This is a genomic window from Micromonospora chokoriensis (assembly GCF_900091505.1).
GTDB classification, from domain to species: domain Bacteria; phylum Actinomycetota; class Actinomycetes; order Mycobacteriales; family Micromonosporaceae; genus Micromonospora; species Micromonospora chokoriensis.
The window spans coordinates 344,949-367,184 of record NZ_LT607409.1 but is presented as its reverse complement, the minus strand read 5'-3'; the positions used below and the strand labels follow the sequence as shown (position 1 = coordinate 367,184).

The 22,236-nt window shown below is 69.3% G+C and carries 21 protein-coding genes; 14 read left to right on the top strand and 7 right to left on the bottom strand.

Features of this window, described 5'->3' with window-relative positions; translation table 11 throughout:
• The first annotated feature begins 57 nt into the window (after positions 1-57).
• On the top strand, positions 58-414 hold the full coding sequence (locus GA0070612_RS01650) for a YkvA family protein (protein ID WP_088986296.1): 357 nt from the start codon (positions 58-60) through the stop codon (positions 412-414).
• Positions 415-485: 71 nt separating this feature from the next.
• The gene (locus tag GA0070612_RS01645) at positions 486-1,856 is read left to right on the top strand and encodes a cystathionine beta-synthase (protein WP_088986295.1); all 1,371 of its coding nucleotides are present in this window, start codon (positions 486-488) and stop codon (positions 1,854-1,856) included.
• A 146-nt stretch (positions 1,857-2,002) separates the two neighbouring features.
• On the opposite strand, the gene GA0070612_RS01640 is transcribed toward GA0070612_RS01645, so the two are convergent.
• Positions 2,003-2,512 carry a GNAT family N-acetyltransferase gene (locus GA0070612_RS01640; RefSeq protein ID WP_088986294.1) on the bottom strand — a complete coding sequence of 170 codons (510 nt, stop codon included), beginning with the start codon at positions 2,510-2,512 and terminating at the stop codon, positions 2,003-2,005.
• Positions 2,509-3,438: a ribonuclease Z gene (locus tag GA0070612_RS01635; protein ID WP_088986293.1), complete on the bottom strand. Its 930-nt coding sequence runs from the start codon at positions 3,436-3,438 to the stop codon at positions 2,509-2,511. The genes GA0070612_RS01640 and GA0070612_RS01635 overlap by 4 nt, the downstream gene beginning before the upstream one ends.
• Before the next feature lie 777 nt (positions 3,439-4,215).
• Here GA0070612_RS01635 and GA0070612_RS01630 point away from each other — a divergent pair.
• The gene (locus GA0070612_RS01630; RefSeq protein ID WP_231924433.1) at positions 4,216-4,434 is read left to right on the top strand and encodes a GntR family transcriptional regulator; all 219 of its coding nucleotides are present in this window, start codon (positions 4,216-4,218) and stop codon (positions 4,432-4,434) included.
• A 103-nt stretch (positions 4,435-4,537) separates the two neighbouring features.
• Here the strand turns inward: GA0070612_RS01630 and msrA are convergent, their stop codons facing one another.
• Together msrA and GA0070612_RS01620 are read right to left on the bottom strand one after the other, a co-directional pair.
• A complete protein-coding gene (gene msrA, locus GA0070612_RS01625) occupies positions 4,538-5,200 on the bottom strand; it encodes a peptide-methionine (S)-S-oxide reductase MsrA (protein WP_088986291.1) in 663 nt (220 codons plus the stop codon).
• 87 nt (positions 5,201-5,287) lie between these two features.
• Positions 5,288-5,698 carry an HIT family protein gene (locus GA0070612_RS01620; protein WP_088986290.1) on the bottom strand — a complete coding sequence of 137 codons (411 nt, stop codon included), beginning with the start codon at positions 5,696-5,698 and terminating at the stop codon, positions 5,288-5,290.
• 128 nt (positions 5,699-5,826) lie between these two features.
• On the opposite strand from GA0070612_RS01620, the gene GA0070612_RS01615 reads away from it, so the two are divergent.
• The 4 genes from GA0070612_RS01615 to ilvA all read left to right on the top strand — a co-directional run bounded on the left by GA0070612_RS01615 (position 5,827) and on the right by ilvA (position 10,970).
• Complete coding sequence (locus tag GA0070612_RS01615; protein ID WP_088986289.1) at positions 5,827-6,873, top strand: YncE family protein; 1,047 nt, start codon at positions 5,827-5,829, stop codon at positions 6,871-6,873.
• 99 nt (positions 6,874-6,972) lie between these two features.
• Complete coding sequence (locus GA0070612_RS01610; RefSeq protein ID WP_088986288.1) at positions 6,973-8,115, top strand: cystathionine gamma-synthase; 1,143 nt, start codon at positions 6,973-6,975, stop codon at positions 8,113-8,115.
• Between the two features lie 12 nt (positions 8,116-8,127).
• Positions 8,128-9,537 (top strand): amidase, encoded by a 1,410-nt coding sequence (locus GA0070612_RS01605; RefSeq protein WP_088986287.1) that lies wholly within the window; start codon positions 8,128-8,130, stop codon positions 9,535-9,537.
• 212 nt (positions 9,538-9,749) lie between these two features.
• The gene (gene ilvA / locus GA0070612_RS01600) at positions 9,750-10,970 is read left to right on the top strand and encodes a threonine ammonia-lyase (RefSeq protein ID WP_088986286.1); all 1,221 of its coding nucleotides are present in this window, start codon (positions 9,750-9,752) and stop codon (positions 10,968-10,970) included.
• A gap of 63 nt (positions 10,971-11,033) precedes the next feature.
• On the opposite strand, the gene greA is transcribed toward ilvA, so the two are convergent.
• Together greA and GA0070612_RS01590 are read right to left on the bottom strand one after the other, a co-directional pair.
• Positions 11,034-11,531, bottom strand: a complete 498-nt coding sequence (gene greA, locus GA0070612_RS01595) for a transcription elongation factor GreA (RefSeq protein ID WP_088986285.1) — start codon at positions 11,529-11,531, stop codon at positions 11,034-11,036.
• Between the two features lie 157 nt (positions 11,532-11,688).
• Positions 11,689-12,129, bottom strand: coding sequence for a DUF4307 domain-containing protein (locus GA0070612_RS01590; RefSeq protein WP_088986284.1), 441 nt, complete (start codon positions 12,127-12,129; stop codon positions 11,689-11,691).
• Between the two features lie 202 nt (positions 12,130-12,331).
• On the opposite strand from GA0070612_RS01590, the gene mca reads away from it, so the two are divergent.
• The 7 genes from mca (at position 12,332) to GA0070612_RS01555 (ending at position 22,050) form a co-directional block, all read left to right on the top strand.
• On the top strand, positions 12,332-13,213 hold the full coding sequence (gene mca, locus GA0070612_RS01585) for a mycothiol conjugate amidase Mca (RefSeq protein WP_088986283.1): 882 nt from the start codon (positions 12,332-12,334) through the stop codon (positions 13,211-13,213).
• 48 nt (positions 13,214-13,261) lie between these two features.
• Complete coding sequence (locus GA0070612_RS01580) at positions 13,262-13,555, top strand: hypothetical protein (protein ID WP_088986282.1); 294 nt, start codon at positions 13,262-13,264, stop codon at positions 13,553-13,555.
• Between the two features lie 178 nt (positions 13,556-13,733).
• The gene (locus GA0070612_RS01575) at positions 13,734-16,265 is read left to right on the top strand and encodes a putative bifunctional diguanylate cyclase/phosphodiesterase (protein WP_088986281.1); all 2,532 of its coding nucleotides are present in this window, start codon (positions 13,734-13,736) and stop codon (positions 16,263-16,265) included.
• 280 nt (positions 16,266-16,545) lie between these two features.
• Positions 16,546-17,184 carry a hypothetical protein gene (locus tag GA0070612_RS01570; protein ID WP_088986280.1) on the top strand — a complete coding sequence of 213 codons (639 nt, stop codon included), beginning with the start codon at positions 16,546-16,548 and terminating at the stop codon, positions 17,182-17,184.
• A 26-nt stretch (positions 17,185-17,210) separates the two neighbouring features.
• On the top strand, positions 17,211-19,286 hold the full coding sequence (locus tag GA0070612_RS01565; protein WP_157742398.1) for an N-6 DNA methylase: 2,076 nt from the start codon (positions 17,211-17,213) through the stop codon (positions 19,284-19,286).
• A gap of 6 nt (positions 19,287-19,292) precedes the next feature.
• On the top strand, positions 19,293-20,894 hold the full coding sequence (locus GA0070612_RS01560; protein ID WP_231924432.1) for a class I SAM-dependent DNA methyltransferase: 1,602 nt from the start codon (positions 19,293-19,295) through the stop codon (positions 20,892-20,894).
• Complete coding sequence (locus tag GA0070612_RS01555; protein WP_157742397.1) at positions 20,851-22,050, top strand: restriction endonuclease subunit S; 1,200 nt, start codon at positions 20,851-20,853, stop codon at positions 22,048-22,050. Before GA0070612_RS01560 ends, GA0070612_RS01555 begins: the two co-directional genes overlap by 44 nt.
• Here the strand turns inward: GA0070612_RS01555 and GA0070612_RS01550 are convergent.
• A complete protein-coding gene (locus GA0070612_RS01550) occupies positions 22,032-22,226 on the bottom strand; it encodes a DUF397 domain-containing protein (protein WP_088991202.1) in 195 nt (64 codons plus the stop codon). The genes GA0070612_RS01555 and GA0070612_RS01550 overlap by 19 nt on opposite strands.
• Positions 22,227-22,236: the final 10 nt, after the last annotated feature.

Below are 22,236 nucleotides of genomic sequence, written 5' to 3'. Positions count from 1 at the left end.
GAGGCCGGCCGACTTGCGCGGACCCGCCACGCTGATCCGGCGGAGAGGAGCACGACGATGGGGAAGACACTGAAGCGCAGCGCGGCGTTCGCGGCACTGGCGCGGGCACTGGCGTCCGGGGCCCGGGGTGGGCCGTCGTTGGGCACCCGCCTGGCCGCGCTGCCCCGGATGATCCGGGCCACCACCAAGGGGGAGTACGACGGCGGCCTCCGGCTGGCCCTGATGACGGCGGCCACGGCGTACATCGTCTCGCCGATCGACCTGCTCCCGGAGATTCCGCTGGCCATCTTCGGGCTCGCCGACGACGCGGTCATGATCACCTGGTTGGCCGGCAGCGTGCTCGCCGAGACCGACCGCTTCCTGGAGTGGGAAGGCCGCCGCAGCTCCGTCATCCCCGGGGGGATCGTGCCCTGACGGCACGTACGCTGGGCGCGAGTAAACGTCTGCCCGGCCGCCGTCGCCGGCGCCGCAACGAAGGGCACACCGTGCAGTACTACGACAACGTCGTCGACATGATCGGCAACACCCCGCTGGTGCGTCTGCGTAACGTCACCGAGGGCATCCAGGCGACCGTGCTCGCCAAGGTGGAGTACGTCAACCCGGGCGGCTCCGTGAAGGACCGGATCGCGCTGCGGATGGTGGAGGACGCCGAGGCCGCCGGTCTGCTCAGGCCCGGCGGCACCATCGTCGAGCCGACCAGCGGCAACACCGGTGTCGGGCTGGCCCTGATGGCCCAGCTCAAGGGCTACAAGTGTGTCTTCGTCTGCCCGGACAAGGTCAGCCAGGACAAGCAGGACGTGCTCCGGGCGTACGGCGCCGAGGTGGTGGTCTGCCCGACCGCTGTCGCCCCGGAGGACCCGCGCTCGTACTACAACGTGTCCGACCGGCTGACCCGGGAGATCCCCGGTGCCTGGAAGCCCAACCAGTACAGCAACCCGGCCAACCCGCGCTCGCACTACGAGACCACCGGCCCGGAGCTGTGGAAGCAGACCGAGGGTGGGCTCACCCACTTCGTGGCGGGTGTCGGCACCGGCGGCACGATCTCCGGCATCGGGCGGTACCTCAAGGAGGCGTCCGAGGGTCGGGTCCGAATCATCGGGGCGGACCCGGAGGGTTCGGTCTACTCCGGCGGCACCGGCCGTCCGTACCTGGTGGAGGGCGTCGGCGAGGACTTCTGGCCGGAGACGTACGACCGGGGTGTCGCCGACGAGATCGTCGAGGTCTCCGACAAGGCGTCCTTCGAGATGACCCGGCGGTTGGCCCGCGAGGAGGGGCTGCTGGTCGGCGGTTCGTGCGGCATGGCGGTGGTTGCCGCGCTGGAGGTCGCCCGCAAGGCCGGCCCGGACGACGTGGTGGTGGTGCTGCTGCCCGACGGCGGCCGAGGCTACCTCTCGAAGATCTTCAACGACTCGTGGATGGCCCGGTACGGCTTCCTCGACAACTCCGGCGCGGAGCCGACGGTGGCCGACGCGCTGGCCAGCAAGCCGGGAGGGCTGCCCGAGCTGGTGCACGTGCACCCGACCGAGACGGTCCGCGACGCGATCGACTACATGCGCGAGTACGGCGTCTCGCAGCTGCCGGTGCTCAAGGCCGAGCCGCCGGTGGTGACCGGCGAGGTGGCCGGTTCGATCGCCGAGCGGGACCTGCTCGACGCGCTCTTCACCGGCCAGGCCCACCTGCACGACACGATCGAGCGGCACATGGGCGATCCGCTGCCGATGATCGGCGGCGGTCAGCCGGTGAGCGAGGCGGTCGGGCTGCTGGAGAAGTCCGACGCGGCCCTCGTCCTGGTCGACGGCAAGCCCAAGGGCGTCCTCACCCGCCAGGACCTCCTGTCCCACCTGGGAGCCCACTAACCCGTTACCCCGCCCGTCCCCGCCCGTCCCCGCCCTCGCTCCGTCGATCATGGAGTTGTGGTGCCGTACAAAAGCGGCACAGGCACCTGAATCGGTCACCACAACTCCATGATCGACGCCGGGGAGGGTGCGGCGGGCCGGGCAGTTCAGAGGGGGCGGGTGTAGCGGAGTTGCGGGGTGAGGGCGGTGCCGATGTGCTCTTCGCGCTCGATGCCCGTGGACGTCCAGCCGCCGCGCTCGTAGAAGGAGCGGGCGTGGGCGTTGCCCCGCAGCACCCAGAGCACCGCACGACGCCACCCCCTGGCACGCATGGCGTCCAGGGCGTCCACCATCAGCGCGCGACCGACGCCCCGGCCCTGCTCGCGCGGGTCCAGGTGGATCGCGTTGAGCAGCCCGGTGGCGGGGTCGTCCTCGTCGTCCGGGCCCAGGTGGCTGAACCCGACCAGCGCCCCGGCCCGCTCGGCCACCGTCATCCGGTGGGTGCACTGTTCCCAGCCCCACCGCTCGACCCAGTACCGCCCCATCGCCTCCGGTGTCGGGTCGGCCAGGGCTTCGACCGGCAGGAAGGCGGAGTACGCGGCGACCCGGGAGCGCTGGTGCAGGGCACCCACCGCCATCAGGTCGTCGCCGGTCGCGGGGCGGAGCGTGACGGTCACCCGGCCGAGGCTACCCGGCGGGGTGGGAGCTGCACCGTGGTCAGATCCTCCGCGATGATCAGGTCACCGTCGAAGTGCGCGCGTGCCTCGTCGTGGAACCGGCGCGGGTCGGGATAGCGCTGGGAGAAGTGGGTGAGCACGAGTCGGCGTACCCCGGACTCGGTCGCCACCCGGGCGGCCTGCGCCGCGGTGAGGTGGCCGACCTCGGCGGCGAGCGCGGCCTCCGACTCCAGGAAGGTCGACTCGATGACCAGCAGGTCGGCGTGCTCGGCGAGCGCGTACACCCCGTCGCAGAGGCCGGTGTCCATCACGAACGCGAACCGCTGCCCGTGCCGGGGCTCGCTGACCTCGTCGCGGGTGACGCGACGCCCGTCGAGGTCCAGGTGGCCGACGCGGATCAGCTCACCGACGGCCGGCCCGGCGACGCCGTACGCGGACAGTTTCTCCGGCAGCATCCGGTGGCCGTCCGGCTCGATCAGCCGGTAGCCGTACGTCTCGATGGGGTGCCGCAGCCGGCGTGCCTCCAGCGTGCCGCAGGACAGAATGATCCGCTGCCCGTCCGCCTCGATGGGTTCGACATGCAGCTCGGCGGTCTCGTAGAAGGAGGTCGCGTGCCGTAGCCGGGCGAAGTATTCGGCGCCCCCGGCGGGAAAGTGCACAGCGACCGGATGCGGCACCCGGTCCAGGGAGAGTCGCTGGATGGTGCCGGGCAGGCCGAGGCAGTGGTCGCCGTGGAAGTGGGTGACGCAGATGCGGGTGAGGTCGCTGGCGGTGACAGTGGTGTGCAGGAGTTGACGCTGGCTGCCCTCACCCGGGTCGAAGAGGATCACCTCGTCGTCCCAGCGCAGCACGTACCCGTTGTGGTTGCGTTGCCGCGTCGGCGCCTGGCTGGCCGTGCCCAGCACCACCAGTTCGCGCATCGACATCGAGGGCCTCCGGATATGGAGCGACCCCCGGGGCGCTCCGCGCTCGCGCGCGGGCCGGCTGGACTTGGCCGGCACCCCGGGGGTCGGGTGGCTGTCTGGAATTCGCCGCACCGCTGCCACACGGTCTCGACGATGGTGCTGGTGCCCGCCTGTCGGCGGACCGATCACTGTCGAGGACAGCGGCTAGCGGACAGCCACCTCACGAGTCCGATTGCTATACAAGTCTGGACCACCTCCTTTCACGTGTACGGCCACGCTATCGAGTTCTCGCCGCCCTCGGCAACGGATTTCGATCACAGGGTCAGATGGGAATGCCCGGCCAGCTCAGCGGCGTCGCATGGCAGGGCAACGCCGCGAGAGCGGCCCCCGCCCGGGCTAGGGTGCCGGCCGTAGCTGCGTCCGAGGGCAGCGTTCCTGGTGGTCACCGACGACCTCGGCAATCTCGCCGGGTGTCGTGGCTGTGTCCATCCGTAGCACCCGCCAGCATTTGCCGCACGTAACTCGGCTGGTGACGACGATGGTCCATCTCGACACTTCCAGCTCAATTGGCACCCTTGCCGGTTCATCGCCCTCGGCCCGCGCACTGAACATCGCTACTCCCTGCCGTATGAGGGGCGTCCGCATGATCGGCGAGACCGGCGGGCGCCCCTTGGATGCAGCGACAGGCACCGATCCCAGATCCACTACCTACCGCGCAGATTCGACAGTAGTGCAAGTAGTGCCAGTAGGGCAATGGGTGTAAGTAGTCCCTGCTGCGGGTAGGCGCAGCCTGTGTGCGTGCCGATACCCCACACTGCGCATGAGATCGAGGCTGATCTGTTGAGGCGCATCGGCGCTGGCGAGTTTCGGCGCGGGCAGCGCCTCCCGACGTACGACGCGCTGGCCGATGAATACGGCTCGGCCCGGCGCACTGTGGCGCGCGCCGTCGAGGGGTTGAAAGCGCGGGGGATCGTGGTCGGCGTCCGGGGATCGGGTGTGTACGTCGCTGACACGTAGGCGCCGGGTGGGGTAACGCTGTTGCTCACGGCCATGCCGCCAAAACGAGAACAAGGCCACCGGGTGCGAAACCCAGTGGCCTTGCCAGTTGACGCGATGGTGGTCAGCCGCCGACGCGGGCCACGCCGACCGGGCAGCTCAGCCCGTTCGGGCCGTGGTTGCAGTACCCGTTCGGGTTCTTGGTCGGGGCGAGGTACTGCTGGTGGTAGTCCTCGGCGAAGTAGTAGCTGCCGAGCGGGGCGATCTCGGTGGTGATCTCACCCTTGCCGGCCCGCGTCACGATCGGCTGGAACGCGTCCCGGGACGACTCAGCGATGGTCCGCTGCTCGTCGGTGGTCGTGTAGATCGCCGACCGGTACTGGGTGCCCACGTCGTTGCCCTGGCGCATGCCCTGGGTCGGGTCGTGGTTCTCCCAGAAGACCTTCAGCAGGTCCTCATAATTGATCTTGCTGGGGTCGTACACCACCTGGACGACCTCGGCGTGCCCGGTGCGTCCGGAACACGTCTCCTCGTATGTCGGGTTCTTGGTGATGCCACCCGCGTAGCCGGCGGAGGTCGTGTAGACACCGGGCAGCGTCCAGAACAGCCGCTCGGCGCCCCAGAAACAGCCCATACCGAAGACCGCCACCTGGAGGCCCTCCGGGAACGGGCCCTTCAACGGGGTGCCCAGCACCTCGTGCCGGTCAGCGACCGGCATGGCGATCGGACGGCCCGGAAGGGCCTGGTCGGGCGAAATCATCTCGGCGTTCATACGGCGCAAAAACACGTGGGGATCTCCTCTCGTACCTCTCGCAGCGTGCAACACCGGCGGGTCCACCTTCCTTACCCGCGCGAGTGTGAGTCAGGCCGCGCCTCAGAGCGCGGCGGCGACCCGGTCCGCGTAGGTCTGGGCCTCGGTGTCGTCCTCGTAGCGGGTACGCGGCCAGAAGAACCCGCGCAGCCCGTCGCCCTTGGTCCGTGGCACCACGTGGGTGTGCAGGTGCGGAACGGACTGGGACACCTTGTTGTTCATCGCCACGAACGTCCCCCCGGCCCCCAGACCGGACTCCACGGCCACCGCCAGGCGTCGGACCAGCGCGAAGTAGCCCGGCAGCAGGTCGGACGGCAGGTCGGTCAGGGCCACCAGGTGCACCCGGGGGACCACCAGCACGTGCCCCTTGAACACCGGCCGGGTGTCCAGGAACGCCACCCCGTCCGGTGTGTCGGCCACCCGGAACGCCGGGACCTCTCCCGCCACGATCCCGCAGAACACGCAACCGCTCATCGGCACAGGCTATGCCGCGACCTCGCGGGACACGCTGCCCCCTGCGCGCGGCCCGACTGTGGTACTCATCTACGTGAATCGATCAGCACGGGGGGACGTGCTGTGGCGAAGCTCCGAAAGGACGAACCTTGCACCTCAGAAGAAGCATCAGCCTGGCCGCGGCGGCCTTGACCGCCGGTCTGCTCACCGGCGGGGTCCCGGGACAGGCCCTGGCCGCCGCCGCGCCGACCGTGACCCCGCTACCGCTGAGCACCGTGGCGGACGTGGTGTCGGCCGGCGACCGGGTCTTCGTCAGCGGTGGCCGTTCCGCCACCGACGTCGTCGTGACCAGCGCGGCCGGCGCGGTCGTCGGCACCCTGTCCGGTCTTCCCGGCCCCACCGACCTGCTGCTCAGCGCCGACCGGCGGACCCTCTACGTGGCGCTTCCGGCAGCCAATGCCATCGCCGCCTTCGACACCGGTTCGCTCGTCGAGTCGGCCCGCTACGACACCGGCGCGGGCGAGTGCCCGTCGTCGCTGGCGCTGACCGGGCGCTACCTGTGGTTCGGCTACGGCTGTGACCAGTGGGGCGGCAACATCGGTCAGATCGACCTCGGCCGCCAGCCGGCCCGGCTGACCACCCGGGTCGCCGAGCAGGACTTCCACGACTTTCCGCTGCTCACCGCGGCCGGCCAGAACCGGTCGGTGCTGCTCGCGGGGCAGCCGGGGTTGAGCCCGGCGTCGGTCTACGCGTACGGCATCGGCACCGCGGGAACGCTGACCACCCTGCGGACGAACGACTGGTCCGTGGTCGGCAGCAACCTGCGGGACATCGCCCTCGACCCGACCGGCACCACGCTCTACACCGCCGCCGGCGCCCCGTACGAGGTGCAGGCGTTCCCCTTCGCGGACATCACCACCCCGTCCGCTACCTACCGGACCGGCGCGTACCCGAACGCTGTCGAGATCTCCCGCGACGGCACCCGGATCGCCGCCGGGGCGGACGCCACCTACGACCCGGACGTGTTCGTCTTCAGCCCGGACGGGACCGAGTTGGCCCGCTTCGAACTCGGCGACGAGCTGAGCTCCGGCGCGCTGGCCTGGTCGCCGAACGGAGCCCGGCTCTACGCGGTCGCCTACGACTGGACCGGAGCCAACCAGGCGACCCTGCACGTCCTGCCCGTCCCGGCCGCCTGACCGCCCTCCCGGGCGCGGGGCCGGGCCGGACGGTCCGGCCCCGCGCCCGGGAGCGCGGGTTCCGTTCCAGCCCTCGGGAAGGGGCACTAGCCTCACACCATGAACCACGGCTTCGAGACGCTCGCCATCCACGCCGGCCAGGACCCTGAGGCCCGCACCGGCGCGGTGATCCCACCGATCTACCAGACCAGCACGTACGCGCAGGACGCCGTCGGTGCGCCCCGGCTCGGCTACGAGTACAGCCGCTCGGGCAACCCGACCCGCGACGCCCTCCAGGAGTGCCTGGCGGCGCTGGAGGGTGGGCCGGTGGGGCTCGCCTTCGCCAGTGGCCTGGCCGCCGAGGACACCCTGCTGCGGGCCGTGTGCCAGCCCGGCGACCACGTGGTGATCCCCGACGACGCGTACGGCGGCACCTACCGGCTCTTCGCCCGTGTCGCCCAGCGCTGGGGCCTGGAGTTCACCCCGGCCAAGGTCTCCGACCCGGACGCGATCCGGGCCGCCGTCCAGCCCGGCCGCACGAAGATCGTCTGGTTGGAGACGCCGACCAACCCGTTGCTCGGCATCGCCGACATCGCCGCCCTGGCCTCCGTGGCACACGACGCGGGCGCGCTGCTCGTCGTGGACAACACCTTCGCCTCGCCGTACCTGCAACAGCCGATCGCGCACGGCGCGGACGTCGTGGTGCACTCCACCACCAAGTACATCGGCGGGCACTCCGATGTGGTCGGTGGCGCGCTCGTCGTCGCCGACGCCGGGCTCGGCGAGGAGCTGCGCTACCACCAGAACGCGATGGGCGCGATCAACGGCCCCTTCGACGCCTGGCTGACGCTGCGCGGCATCAAGACCCTCGGGGTACGCATGGACCGGCACTGCGACAACGCCGAGCGGCTCGCCGCGTACCTCGACGGGCACGCCAAGGTGGCCCAGGTGCTCTACCCGGGGCTGCCCTCGCACCCCGGTCACGAGGTGGCCGGGAAGCAGATGCGCCGGTTCGGCGGCATGATCTCGTTCCGCGCCTCCGGCGGTGAGGACCACGCCGTCGAGATCTGCAACCGCACCAAGCTCTTCGTGCTCGCCGAGTCGCTGGGCGGGGTGGAATCCCTGATCGAGCACCCCGGCCGGATGACACACGCAAGTGCTGCCGGCTCGCCGCTTGAAGTTCCCGGCGATCTCGTGCGACTGTCTGTCGGCATCGAGACGGTCGACGACCTGCTCGCCGATCTGGAGCAGGCACTGGGCTGACCGCTGGGGAGGATGGCCGTGCAGGACATCATGGCGACCTGGGTCGGGGCGACCGCCAAGCAGATCGCCCGGGGCGTACGCCGGGGTGACGTCTCGGCCACCCAGGTCGTCGCCGACCACCTCGAGTACATCTCCCGAGCCGACCGTGAGCTGGCCGCGTTCCGGGCCGTTCGCGGCGGCGAGGCGATCACCGAGGCGGAGAAGGTCGACGAGCAGGAGGACCTCGCCAACCTGCCCCTGGCGGGGGTCCCGGTGGCGGTGAAGGAGAACACCCCGGTCGCCGGCCTGCCCACCTGGAACGGGTCGACGGCCGCCCGCACCGACGTCGCGGAGGCCGACCACGAGGTGGTGCGGCGGCTGCGCGGCGCGGGAGCGGTGATCCTGGGTGTGACCCGGATGCCGGAGCTGGGGCTGTGGGCACTCACCGACGACGACAGCGCGGTGACGCGCAATCCGTGGGACAGCACGCGTACCCCCGGTGGCTCCTCCGGCGGCGCAGCCGCCGCGGTGGCCGCGGGGCTGGTGCCGATCGCGCACGGCAACGACGGTCTCGGCTCGATCCGGATCCCGGCGGCCTGCTGCGGCCTGGTCGGGCTCAAGCCCGGCCGGGGTGTGGTGCCCTGCCAGCTCGGTGCGGACGACTGGTTCGGTCTCACCGAACACGGCATGCTGACCAGCACCGTCGCCGACGCGGCGGTCGGCTTCTCGGTGCTCGCCGGTCGCCGTCCCGAGAAGCTGGTCCCGCCGCAGCGGCTGCGGGTGGGCGTCTCGTTGCGATCCCCGGTGCGGGGCGTCACCCCTGACGAACCCAACCGCGACGCGGTGGCCGCCGCCGGCCGGCTCCTCGCCGCCGCCGGGCACGACACGGTGCCGGCCGATCCGGTCTACCCCACCGCGCTCGGCCTACAGGGCATCGCCACGTGGTTCGCCGCGGCCGCCACCGACGTCCGGGCGTCCGGGCTGGACCGGCGTGGCCTGCAACGCCGTACCCGGCGGCACGTCGCGCTGGGCGAGTGGGCGCAGCGCCGCGGATACGTGCGGGAGGCCGACCGGGCGGAGTGGCGGCAACGGTCGGTCGACTTCTTCGGCGACCACTCCGTCGACCTGCTGCTCACCCCGGCGCTGGCCACCGCGCCGCCGGAGGCCGCGCGCTGGTCCGAGCGGTCGTGGCGGGCGAACATGACGGCCAACATCCGGTACGCCCCGTACGCCGCGCCGTGGAACGTCGCCGGCCTGCCGGCCGTGGTGGTACCGGTGGGTCGGCGCCCGGACGGTCTGCCGGTCGCGGTGCAACTGGTCGGTCCGCCCGGCTCGGAGTTGCTGCTGCTCGGTGTCGCCGGCCAGTTCGAGATGGCCGCCCCCTGGGCGCGTCACGCCCCCGGCTATCCCCGGATCGGAACGGGGTCGCCGGCCGTCGCGTGATCGTCTAGCGCGGTCGGCGCGGCCGCCGTGCTTATCGTTGAAGTCGGGCTGACCGGGCGCGGTGGATACCGCGCTTTCCGGGATGCCGAGTGGATCACCCTGGTCCGGGCGGCCCGGGCCCGCACCCCGGGCGGCCCGCACCCCGGGCGGCCCGCACCCCGGTCGGCCCGGCCCGCGGGCTGGACCGCGAACCGGGGTGGCACGATCGGGGCATGACGGAACTGGTCGGTCTCGACGACGTGCGGGCCGCACGGGAGTTGCTCGCTGGCGTCACCCGGACGACGCCGCTGGAGCCCTCGCGTCCGCTGAGCGCGGCGCTGGGCGGGCCGACCTGGCTGAAGTGCGAGAACGTGCAGCGCGCCGGCTCGTACAAGGTGCGGGGCGCGTACGTGCGGATCTCCCGCCTGTCGGCGGCGGAGCGGGAGCGCGGCGTGGTCGCGGCGAGCGCCGGAAACCACGCGCAGGGCGTGGCCCTCGCCGCCGGCCTGGTCGGCACGCACGCCACCGTCTTCATGCCGGTCAACGCGCCGCTGCCGAAGGTGGCGGCCACCAAGGGGTACGGCGCACAGGTCGAGTTGGCCGGCAACACCGTCGACGAGTCGTTGGTCGCCGCCCACACGTACGCCGAACGCACCGGCGCGGTGCTGATCCACCCGTTCGACCATCGGGACGTGATCGCCGGCCAGGGGACCGTCGCGCTGGAGATCCTCGAACAGTGCCCGGACGTGAAGACGATCATCACCGGGGTCGGTGGCGGCGGTCTGATCTCCGGCATGGCGGTGGCCGCGAAGGCGTTACGGCCGGAGGTACGGATCATCGGTGTCCAGGCGGCCGGTGCGGCGGCGTTCCCGCCCTCACTGGTGGCCGGCGAGCCGGTCCGGCTGCCCACCTTCTCCACCATCGCCGACGGCATCGCCGTCGGCCGACCGGGGGAGATCACCTTCAACCACGTGCGCAAGCTGGTCGACGAGGTGGTCACGGTGTCCGAGGAGGACATCTCCCGGGCCCTGTTGATGCTGCTCGAACGCGGTAAGCAGGTTGTCGAGCCGGCCGGGGCGGTCGGTGTCGCCGCGCTGCTGGCGGGCGTCGTCGAGGTGGAGACGCCGGCGGTCGCGGTGCTCTCCGGTGGCAACATCGACCCGTTGCTGATGATGCGGGTGATCGAGCACGGGCTGGCCGCCGCGGGTCGTTACCTGCGGGTGACGGTGCGCTGTTCGGACCGGCCGGGGCAGCTCGCGTCGTTGCTCAGCCAGATCGCCGAGCACCGGGCCAACGTCGTGGATGTCGAGCACCAGCGGGCCAACCCGCACCTCGGCCTCGGCGAGGTGGAGGTGGCGTTGTCGGTCGAGACCCGTGGCGTGGAGCACTCGGACACGCTGATCAGCGCCTTGCGGGCCAGCGGTTACCAGGTGGTCTTCGCGGCCGAGGCGTGACACCTGTGGGTGTCACGCCTCGGGAAGTGCGCGTGGTGGGGATCGGTGGTGCGGCCGGCGACGTCAGCCGGAGAACGGCTCGAAGCTGACCACCGTCACCTTGATGTCGGCGCCGCTCGGTGCCGTGTAGGTGCAGGTCTGCCCGGCCCGACCGCCCAGGATCGCCTTGCCCAGCGCCGACTCGGGACTGTAGACGGTCAGGTCGGTGGTGGCGGCGATCTCCCGCGAGCCGAGCAGGAAGGTCTCGGTGTCGTCGGTGTCGTCGTCGAAGTAGATCGTCACGACCATGCCGGGGGAGACCGCGTCGGCCGTCGGCGCCTCGCCGACCTTGGCGGTGCGCAGCAGCTCCGTCAGGTAACGGATGCGACCTTCGGCCTTGCCCTGCTCCTCGCGGGCGGCGTGGTAGCCGCCGTTCTCCCGCAGGTCGCCCTCCTCGCGCCGAGCGTTGATCTCGGCGGCGATGGCCGGACGGTTGGCGATGTGCTCGTCGAGCTCGGCCTGGAGGCGGTCGTACGCGTCCTGCGACAGCCAGGTGGCGGGCGCCTCGTTGCCAGTGGACACAGGCGTTCTCCTCAGTTGTGCGTGGCCGGCTGAACAGGTGAACTACCAAGTTACCAGTGCGGTACGACACAGCGTGTCGGCCATCACCGCCGGTGCCCGGATCCGACACCGCGCGTAGAGGGGCCGCCGCCGTCGTCGGAGGGGACGTTCCCGCAGCTCAGGCCGGGGGGCGGCAGCGCAGGACCTCACCGATGAACGGCCGTGCTGTGGTGGCGAGGCGGTGTCGGGTCGTCACGTGCCGGTTGCCCGGCTGGGCCGTCACCGTGATCTCTTCCCGGGCCACCTCGGCGCCCGCGCGGTCCCGCGCGCGCAGTACGCAGACCGCCGATCCACCCGACGGCACCGTGACCCGGAAGTCGACAACCACCTGGTTGTCGGTGATGTCGGTATAAGTGATCACCTGGGCGTCGTAGACCGGGTCGCCGTACTGGCGGTAGAGCCGTACGGAGATCACGGTCAGCGTCCCCACGAGCGCCAGCAGCACCAGTGCGGCCAGCAGCGTGCGACGACGCCGCCCGGCCGGTGCCCGGCGACGGCCGTAGCGCCCGGCCGGGAAAACCGGCGCGCCTGATGAAATTGTGGCGTGCGTCTCGGTCACCGGCGGGTATCTCCTGGCGTTGTTGTCGGCGGCATCAGCAAGAATGGCAGAGTCCCATCCTCCCACCCGGTCCAGCGGCAGGAATGGCAGGTCATGCACGGGCTGCTGACCGGCGACAAGGGTGCGGTGAGGAAGATCCCGGCAGGTCAGCCGGTCGAGCCCGGTCGGGTCCACCGTCCGGCACAGACGAGGAGCGCCGAAGTTGGCAGAGCAACTGCGTCTCATGGCCGTGCACGCGCACCCGGACGACGAGTCGAGCAAGGGCGCGGCGACGACGGCGAAATATGTCGCACAGGGGGTGGACGTCCTGGTCGTGACGTGCACGGGCGGCGAGCGCGGGAGCGTGCTCAACCCCAAGCTCGACCGACCCGACGTGTGGGCCAACATCGCCGAGATCCGGCGTGCCGAGATGGACGCCGCGCGGTCGATCCTCGGCATCGACCAGGCCTGGCTCGGCTTCGTCGACTCCGGCCTGCCCGAGGGTGACCCGCTGCCGCCGCTGCCGGAGGGTTGTTTCGCCCTCCAGGACGTCGAGGTGGCCGCCGGGCCCCTGGTGCGGTTGATGCGCGAGTTCCGTCCGCACGTGGTCACCACGTACGACGAAGAGGGCGGCTACCCGCACCCCGACCACATCATGTGCCACAAGGTGAGCGTGGCCGCCTTCGAGGCCGCCGGCGACCCGGAGCGCTACCCGGAGCTGGGTGCCCCCTGGCAGCCGTTGAAGCTCTACTACGACATCGGGTTCTCCAAGGGCAAGATCATGGCCCTGCACGAGGGCATGCTGGCGGCGGGTCTGGAGTCGCCGTACGAGGAGTGGCTCAAGCGGTGGGAGGACCGGCCGGACAAGGGGCCCCGGATCACCACCCGGGTCGAGTGCTCCGAATACTTCCCGGTCCGCGACGACGCGCTGCGCGCCCACGCCACCCAGGTCGACCCGGACGGCTTCTGGTTCCACGTGCCGATGGAGCTCCAGCAGCGTGCCTGGCCGACCGAGGACTACGAGCTGGCCCGCTCGATGGTCGACAGCCCGCTGCCCGAGTCGGATCTCTTCGCCGGGGTACGGGAGACGGCGCACGCACGCTGATTCCGGGCGGGTCTACCCTGGATACCAACCGCACATCGGAGGAACGCCATGCTGACCGCTGCCCAGGTGCTCGCGGAGAACAACTTCGGGGACACCCGCACGGGTGGTCTGGCCGGCCCGATGGGCCTGTTCCTCATCCTGCTGCTGGCCACCGCGACCATCCTGCTGATCCGCAACATGAACTCCCGGCTGCGTCGCCTGCCGGACCGGTTCCCGCAGCAGGCGGGGTCCACCGACCCGACCAGGGTCGATGCGGCAGTCGTCGATCCGACAGACGGGACCGGGGGGCGTGATTCATCCACGCCCGCTCCCAACGGGCACCAGCAGCACCGGAACGGCTAGTCACCCCATGAATCACGCCGGACCGGGTGGTCGCCCCCTGTTGCGACCACCCGGTTTGGCTTAGCCTTCCGCCGGGGGACCAAAAGTCTCCGAGCCGGGTGCGGGAGGGGGCGCCGATGACCAGCACAGCACCGGCCGCCCGCCGCAACCTCGGTCGGTCGGCTGACGGGGGAGGTCGATGACCTCCGGTCCAGCCAACGACTCGTTCGACCGGCTCGGGGTGCGGGGCACCCCGGGCCGGTTACTCGTGCTCACCGCCGCCGTCACGCTGACCGCCGTGGTCGCCGCCACGGTGGGGTTGACCCTCCCGGCCCGGCTACCGGCCGACGACCCGCTCGGCGGTCCGGCCCGCTTCGGCATCGCGGTCGCCGTCCTCGGTCTCGCCCAGCTGGCCCGGCTCCGGTTCCGTTCGGCGGCCGGCATGGTCAGCATCACCTGGGGTGAGGCGGCGTTGATCGTCTGCCTCTACCTGACCCCGGCCGGGTGGCTTCCGTCCGCCACGCTGCTCGGCACCGGGCTGGCCTGGACGGTGCTCTCCCTGCACAACGACCGCCGCCCGGTCCTGGAGATCGTCCGGATCGCCGCGTCACTGGCCGCCGCGTCGGCGTTGGCCGTCTCCGTGACCACGGCGCTCGGGCGGCCACTGCTCTCCCCGCCCACCCCGATGCTGGCGCTGGCTGTGCTCGCCGGGTCGGTGACCTATCTGCTGGTGACCGCCTGGCTGGGTGGGGTGACGCTGGGCCTGCGGCACGGCCTGCCGATCGGGCCGCCGCTGCTCGCCGCGTTGCGCGGCAAGCTGCTGATGTTCGTCGGCAACGTGGCGGTCGGCCTCGTGGTGGTCGCTCTGCTGGAGCTCGACCCGCGTTGGTTGCTGTTGCTGCCGCCGCTGCTCTGGCTGCTCCAACAGACCTACCGCTACCGGTTGCGCGCCGATCTGGAACGCCGCACCTGGAGGGCCTTCGCCGAGGCCACCGCCGCCCTCAACCAGCTCGACGAGCGGGGGGTGGCAAGCGCGGCGGTCACCGGTGCGCTGACGCTGTTCAACGCCGAACTGGTGGACGTGGACGTGGCCCGGGCCGACGGCCGGTGGCACCGGTACCGGGGCGACGCCAGCGGTCAGACGGCCGACCGTGAGACGGACCCACCGGAGGAGACGGAGGCGGACGAGCACGAGCTGGTCCGCGCACTGTCGGTCGGTGCCGCCCCGGTCGGTCGACTGCGGGTGCGGTTTCCCCGCTCGGCCCCGCCCACCGCGCGGGAACGCGACGCCGTGGCCGCGTTCGGCGACGCGCTCGCTGCCGCGCTGCACGACGCCGCGACCCACCGTGAGCTGCGATTGGTGACCGCCCGGTCGTCGTACGAGGCGGTGCACGACCCGCTCACCGGGTTGGTCAACCGGGCGGCGATGCTCGGCAAGGGTGACCAGTCGCTGCGGCAGCTCGCGCACGATCATCCGGTGGCGTTGTTGCTGCTGGACATCAACCAGTTCAAGGAGGTCAACGACACCCTCGGTCATGCGGCGGGCGACCAGTTGCTGCGGCTGACCGCGAACCGGCTCGACACGCTGGTCCGCCCCGGCGACCTGCTCGGCCGCCTCGGCGGTGACGAGTTCGCCCTGCTCCTCACCGCGGTGCCGGTGCTCGGCGACCGGGCCGCCCCGATGGCCCACGCGTTGCGCCAGGCCCGGGAGATCGCCGAACGGTTGGCCGCGCCGACCGAGGTGGCCGGCGTCCGGATGTCGATCGAGGTCTCCGTCGGTGTGGTGGTGGCGGACGCCGGCACCGCCGACCTGACCGAGCTGCTGCGCCGTGCCGACATCGCGATGTACCAGGCCAAGGAGGGCGGCGGCAACGTCGCCGCGTACGACGGCACCCGCGACGCGGCCAGCACCGATCAGCTCGCCCTGCTCGCCGAGCTTCGGGAGGCGCTGACAGTCGACGACCAGCTGGTGCTGGCCCTGCAACCGGCGGTGGACCTGACCACGGGCGCGCCCACCGGCGTGGAGGCGCTGATCCGTTGGCAGCATCCCCGGCGTGGATGGCTGAACCCGGCCGACTTCATCCGGCCGGTGGAGAACAGCGAGCAGCTCGGCACCTTCACCCGTTACGTGCTGGACAAGGCGCTCGGTGTGGCCGCCGGCTGGGCCCGGGAGGGGTTGGACGTCCCGATCTCGGTCAACCTGTCGGCACGCAGCCTGCTGGACCGCCGGCTGCCTGCGGAGATCGCCGACGCGCTGCGCCGACACCAGGTGCCACCGCACCGCCTCGTCCTGGAGATCACCGAGACGGTGGTGATGAGCGAGTTGGAGGTCATCGACGAGGTGCTGGCCACCCTCCGGTCGATGGGCGTGCAGCTCGCTGTGGACGACTTCGGCACCGGCTTCTCGTCGTTGACCTTCCTCACCCGGATCGCCGTGGACGAGTTGAAGGTGGACCGCTCGTTCGTGATCAAGATGGCGGATTCGCCGGAGGCGGCGGCGATCGTCCGCACGACGGTGGGTCTCGCCCACGAGCTGGGGCTGCGCGTGGTCGCCGAAGGGGTGGAGACCGCCGAGCAGCGGATGGCCCTGGCCGAGCTGGGCTGCACCTCCGCGCAGGGCTACCACTTCTTCAAGCCGATGCCGGCGGACAAGATCGGCGCGGTGCTGGGGTCGCTGCGCGACTCGGCCGAGTCGAACGTGTTCCGGCTCCGCGCCGACGGCGCCTCCTAAGTTCGCGATGAGGGATCTGAGGAGTGTCGCCGCATGACAGGAGCTGATAAGCAGGCTTATCAGATGTAGTCCAGTTCCGTGCCTTGCGCGGTTGCTGACGTGTCTGTCATTCTTGTGGTGCGGAAGGAAGTTCTGTCGCAATCGCCGCCGTGACCCGGCTGCCCGCGATGCGCCATGCGGCCCCAAAAGGGCTTACCCCGGGGGGCTTGAATCAGAGGCCACACCCGGGGTGTACGCACCGAGAGTACCGCATCGCTGAGCGGATCGGAAGGGGATCGCGATGGACGAGGACGAGGCGCGCCGAATGATTGCCCTGCTCTCCCCGGAGAGGATGGCACCCTACCTCAATCGGTGCGCCGGTAACTCGGTGGCGGCGATCCGCCTCTACTACTGGAACATCGACGTCACGCGTGCTCTGCAGGCGCATCTCCCGTTCTTCGAGCCGATCCTGCGGAACTCCATGGCGGCCCAGTTGGCCACCCTGACCGGCCGGGTGGACTGGTGGCACGCGGGAGCCCTGCCACTTAGAAAACCGGAGGCGGCCCGTCTGGACCGCGCTCTCCAGGCTTGTGGACCCCGACAGCCCTCCCTGCGAGTCGGCGACGTGTTGACCGAACTCAGCTTGGGCTTTTGGGCCGCGCTTTTGGGCCGCGAGTATGAGATGACCCTCTGGCGCCCTGCTCTCCGGCACGCTTTCCCCGAATACCGTGGCGCGCGGGGGCCGCTGCACCGTGATCTGCACCATCTCAACCGGTTGCGGAACCGGATGGCGCATCACGAGCCGATCCACCACCGGCACCTCGCGGCGGACAATGAGAAGATCTTCCTGATCATGGGGTACGTGTCCTCGTTCGCGGCTACGTCCGTCCGGGCGAACGACCGCGTCCCTGAGGAGCTTGCCCGGAAGCCGAAGCTGTGAGGGCTGACGGGAAGGATGTCCGCGAGGTGACGACGGAACAGCCAGAGCACAAGACTGACGTGCAGCTCGTCACGCTGACGGAGGTAGCGGAGTTCGCCGAGGTTCGCCGGCCGACGGCCAGCAACTGGCGACGCCGCCATCCCGACTTCCCCCGAGCGGTCCGGGAGGAGGGCCAATCCGCGCTTTTCGACGCGGCAGCGGTCGCTCGGTGGCTGGATGCCCGACCGCTACCACCAGCCGTGCTCGCGGCTGAGGCCGATGAGCGGCTGATGACGTACGGTGATGTCTTCCGGCGTGGTCTTGAGCTGCGGTCGTTGGGTGCCCTGAGGAATACGGTGCGCGGCGACCGGCTGTTGGCCGTCGCCTTGGCGCTGGCCGCGTTGCGGGTGTTGACCGCTGCGCCGTTGACGATGGACGGCTTGTCGGAGGGCATCCGCCGGGTCGCCGCCGAGGGGCGAACGGCCGAAGCCGAAGCTTTGGACCGATCGCTGCGTGACCTGCCGGACGGTACGCAGCTACTGCTCAAGGTGGTGAATGACCTCGTCCCGTCCGTGGGAGGCGGACGTGCGGTCGAGCGCCTGTTGACTCAGGCTGATCGCTTGGGTGCCACGAACCGTCAGGACGCCACGCCCGAAACCGTCTGCAGGTTGATCGCGGCGCTGATGGGATCGGCGGCGGGGCTTACCGTGCTCGATCCGGCAGCGGGGCTCGGCTCACTCCTCCTGCCGCTGGTGGAGGCGGTCAAGCCGGTCGGGGTCCAAGCGGCCGACCTGGACGCTGCTAAGGTCGATCTGCTCCGGTTTCGGCTAATCTGTCATGGCTTGAAGGCATGCGTGCGACGCGGCAATAGCCTGTTCGACGAGTCGTCGTCTGTAGCCGACGTGGTGGTGGTCGATCCGCCCTTCACCCCGTTCGATCGCTATACCGACAACGTTCCAGTCACGGCGGAACTTACCCCGTGGGCCGAGGCTGCGGTGCGTTTCCTGCGCCCCGAGGGACGCGCTTACCTACTTGTGCCCCTGCCAGCGCTCCGCAGCGCGCGGGTCCGTCCGGGTGGGCTGCACCCGCTGGGGGCCGATGGTGCCTTGCGGGCCGTGATCCAGCTTCCCCGCCGTCTGCACTCGTTTCGCGTCGGTGTGGAGTTCGCGCTGCTCGTCTACGGGAATGCGCCAGACGGCTATCGCCGACCGGATGATGTCCTGTTTTGTGACGCCGATCGGTTCGCTGCCACGGGCGCTGACGGTTGGTTCTCCGAGGTTGCCGACTGGGTCCGGAACCCGGACGATGCCCCGGCAGAGTTCACGTGTTGGGGAGAGGCCAGAGGATCCCTGATGCCGACGGACCGGCTGACTGGCCTACGGTCCGCGACCTTCCAACTGGCGCGGCTACGCGAAGCTCAGCGGGCTGTGCACCGGTTTGAACCAGAGCTCGCGGACGTGCCCGTCGAACCGATGAGCCGCGGATACCGGACGGTCGGGGAGTTGTTCAGGGTCCTGCCTGGTCACAAGGCGAACGATAAGCGAATACGAAAAAACGATCCGACAGGTCTCCCGGTCATCGGCGTGGCCGAGCTGACCGGCGTCGTCCCGGTGGGCAGCCGGTCGATCGGCACGCTCGACGTCAGCGAAGCCGCTCAGGTCACCCACCCCGGCGATGTGGTCATGCTGGGCGGTGACAAGATCAGGGCGATGGTGGACAAGGCGGGCGGCAGCATCGTCCTCAGCCCGGCCCGGGTGATCCGCATCCCCGGGTTCGCCGACTACCAGCAGCACCCGGTGGACCGCGAAGGAATTGCAAGGCCACACCCGGGAATGACACCCCGGGTTCTGGTAGCACTGCTGATGGCGCCGCGCAACGCCGACCGGGCTACCGGCGGGCTCGTCCGGCGGGTGGACCTCAGTAGATTGGAGCTGCCGCGCCTCGAAACCGAGGAGGTTGTTCGACTCGATGAGGTTCTGGCCACTTTCGAGGCGCGGCGTCGTCGAGCGGTCGAGCACCTGACTGCGATCGACGCTGTCCAGGCAGCCTTGGTCGCCGGGATAGCCGATGGTGCGCTCAAGGTGATCGTCGACAGCGACGGCGTCAGCGAGGAAGGAAGCTAGGAGTCAGTGGCACGACGAAGCATCGCCCCGGCCAAGCCGGCGGATTTCAAGGCCACCCTGTGGAAGGCCGCCGATAAGCTGCGCGGGAGCATGGACTCCGCGGAATACAAGCACATCGTGCTCGGACTGGTCTTCCTCAAGTACGTCTCGGACGCCTTCACCGAACGTCGTAGGGTAATCGCCGACGAGCTGGCAGAGGAAGGCATCACCGGCGAACGCGCCGAGCGGCTCCTGGAGGACCGGGACGAGTACACCGGCGAGGGTGTCTTCTGGGTCCGGCCGGACGCCCGCTGGGAAACCATCGCGACCGGTGCCAAGAGCGCGGCCGGTGAGCGCACCGTTGGTGAGTTGATCGACGCGGCGATGCTCGCGATCGAGAGCGAGAACCCTGAGCTGCGGGGCGTGCTGCCGCACTTCTTCAACCGGTCGAGCGTCGATGAGCGCCGGCTCGGCGAGTTGGTCGACCTGATCGGCCGCATCGGCTTCGGCGGCGGTGGATCGGGCCGAGCGCGGGACATTCTCGGCGAGGTCTACGAATACTTCCTCGGCATGTTCGCGGCTGCTGAAGGCCGCAGAGGGGGCGAGTACTTCACCCCGAAGAGCGTGGTACGTCTGCTAGTCGAGGTGTTGGAACCACAGCAGGGAGACCGGGTCTACGACCCCTGCTGTGGATCGGGCGGAATGTTCGTGCAGGCCGAGAAGTTCATCGAGAGCCACGGCGGAAACCCGTTCAAGATCTCGGTGTACGGCCAGGAGATGGCCGAGACCACCTGGCGACTGGCGAAGATGAACCTGGCTATCCACGGCATCGGAGCCGACCTCGGCCCGAAGTGGGAGGACACCTTCCGCCAGGATCTGCACCCGGACAAGCTCGCCGATGTCGTCATGGCCAACCCGCCGTTCAACATCTCCGACTGGGGCGGCGACCGCCTTGGTATGGACACCCGCTGGCAGTTCGGCGTGCCGCCAGCTAGCAATGCCAACTTCGCCTGGCTCCAGCACATCGCCAGCAAGCTCTCCCCGCGCGGTAGCGCGGGTGTTGTGCTCGCGAACGGTTCGATGTCGTCGAAGCAGTCCGGCGAGGGCGACATCCGCCGCAATATGGTGACTGAAGACCTAGTGGCGTGCATGGTGGCGCTGCCACCGCAGCTTTTCCGGCACACCCAGATCCCGGCCTGCCTGTGGTTCCTCACACGGGACAAGTCGCCGCAGGGCTCAAAGAGGCTGAACGACCGGCGCGGTGAAGTCCTCTTCATTGACGCCCGCAAGTTGGGCGTCATGGCAAACCGGACGTTGCGCGAACTCACCGACGAGGAAATCAGGCGGATCGGCGATACCTACCATCGCTGGCGCGGCACCGACAAAACAGCGTTTGCCAAGTACGCCGACGAGCCCGGTTTCTGCTATTCGGCCAAGCTGGACGAAATTAAAAAACACGACTTCGTCCTAACCCCAGGCCGTTATGTGGGGGCTGTCGAATCTGAGTCGGACGATGAGCCGATTGCTGAGCGAGTGAGCCGCTTGACCAGTCAATTGCTGCTACTTATGGATGACGCTGCTCGTCATGATCAGATCCTCCGTGCGCGACTGGATGCTGTCGATGTCTGAGCTCCGGGAATTCCTCCTGACAGAGGTGGCGGTTTGTCACGATTCACACCGACGTCCAATTAGATCTTCGGATAGAAGGCCTGGCCTATATCCATATTACGGCGCGTCGGGCGTGATTGACTATGTGGATGGATACTTGTTTGATGGCGAGTATCTCCTCCTCGCGGAGGACGGAGAGAATCTTCGCACCAGGAAGACGCCGATCGCATTCATTGCGGATGGTCGTTTTTGGGTTAATAACCATGCTCATGTTCTTCAGGGGAATGAGCTGGCGAGTACCCGTTACCTTGCTTACGTCCTCCAGGAACTGGATCTAGCGGGCTTTCTCTCCGGTTCTACGCAGCCGAAGCTCACTCAGTCGGCGATGAGCGCCATCCGTTTTAAGTTGCCCCCTAGGCCTACTCAGGACTCGGTAGTTTCACTGATCTCAGCTATCGATGAAAAGGCCTCACTGAATAACCGAATAGTGGACACGGCGCTCGAACTCGCGAACGCCCGGTATGCTGGCGCGATGATAAGTGGCGGCGAGCCGAGAAGGTTCGCTCTCGGCGACTTGGCTCAAATCTATGACGGGCCACATGCCACTCCGAAGAAAACTGACAGAGGGCCCTACTTTCTCAGTATTTCAAGTCTCGGCTTCGGATCGCTAGACCTTAGCAAATCGGCGCATCTTGACGAAGCTTCATTTGTTGCTTGGACGCGTCGAGTAGCCCCTGGCGCGGGTGATGTCCTCTTTTCTTATGAAACGAGGCTCGGAGTAGCGGCGTTGATGCCTCCGGGTGTTCAGGCATGTCTGGGCCGGAGAATGGGAATCCTCCGTCCGAAATCTGCGCTCGTGAGTTCGTCGGTGTTGCTGCATGCCTATCTCGCAAGTGAGTTCCAGGAGGTGATCCGGCAGAAGGCGGTCCACGGGGCCACCGTCGATCGGATTCCTCTGAGTGAGTTGGGGTGCTGGGAAATCGTGCTTCCCGACGCCCCTTCTACCGCCTCGCTGGCGCCAGTTCTACACGAACTGCACGAGCGGATTTGGCTTGCTCAGCGGGAGAATGAGGCGTTGCTGGAGTTACGAGGCGCGCTGCTGCCGAGGTTAATGTCTGGAGATCTAAGGATCAGGAATGACGCTCGGCTGAATGTCGTTCAGGCGTTCGTGCGGTGAGCCCCAGCGCTTCCAACAAATTTTGACCAAATAACAGCTGGGAAGGCCAGGGCGGGACCGTCTTGGTCCTTGCTATCGCGTACCTCGACTCGGCCCTCGACGTAGCGGACTTCCACGCACTGGCCTTGAGTGCCGCTGCGTGTGCTGGTCCGCCAGGTCACGCTGAGCGGCGTCATGGCCTGACTC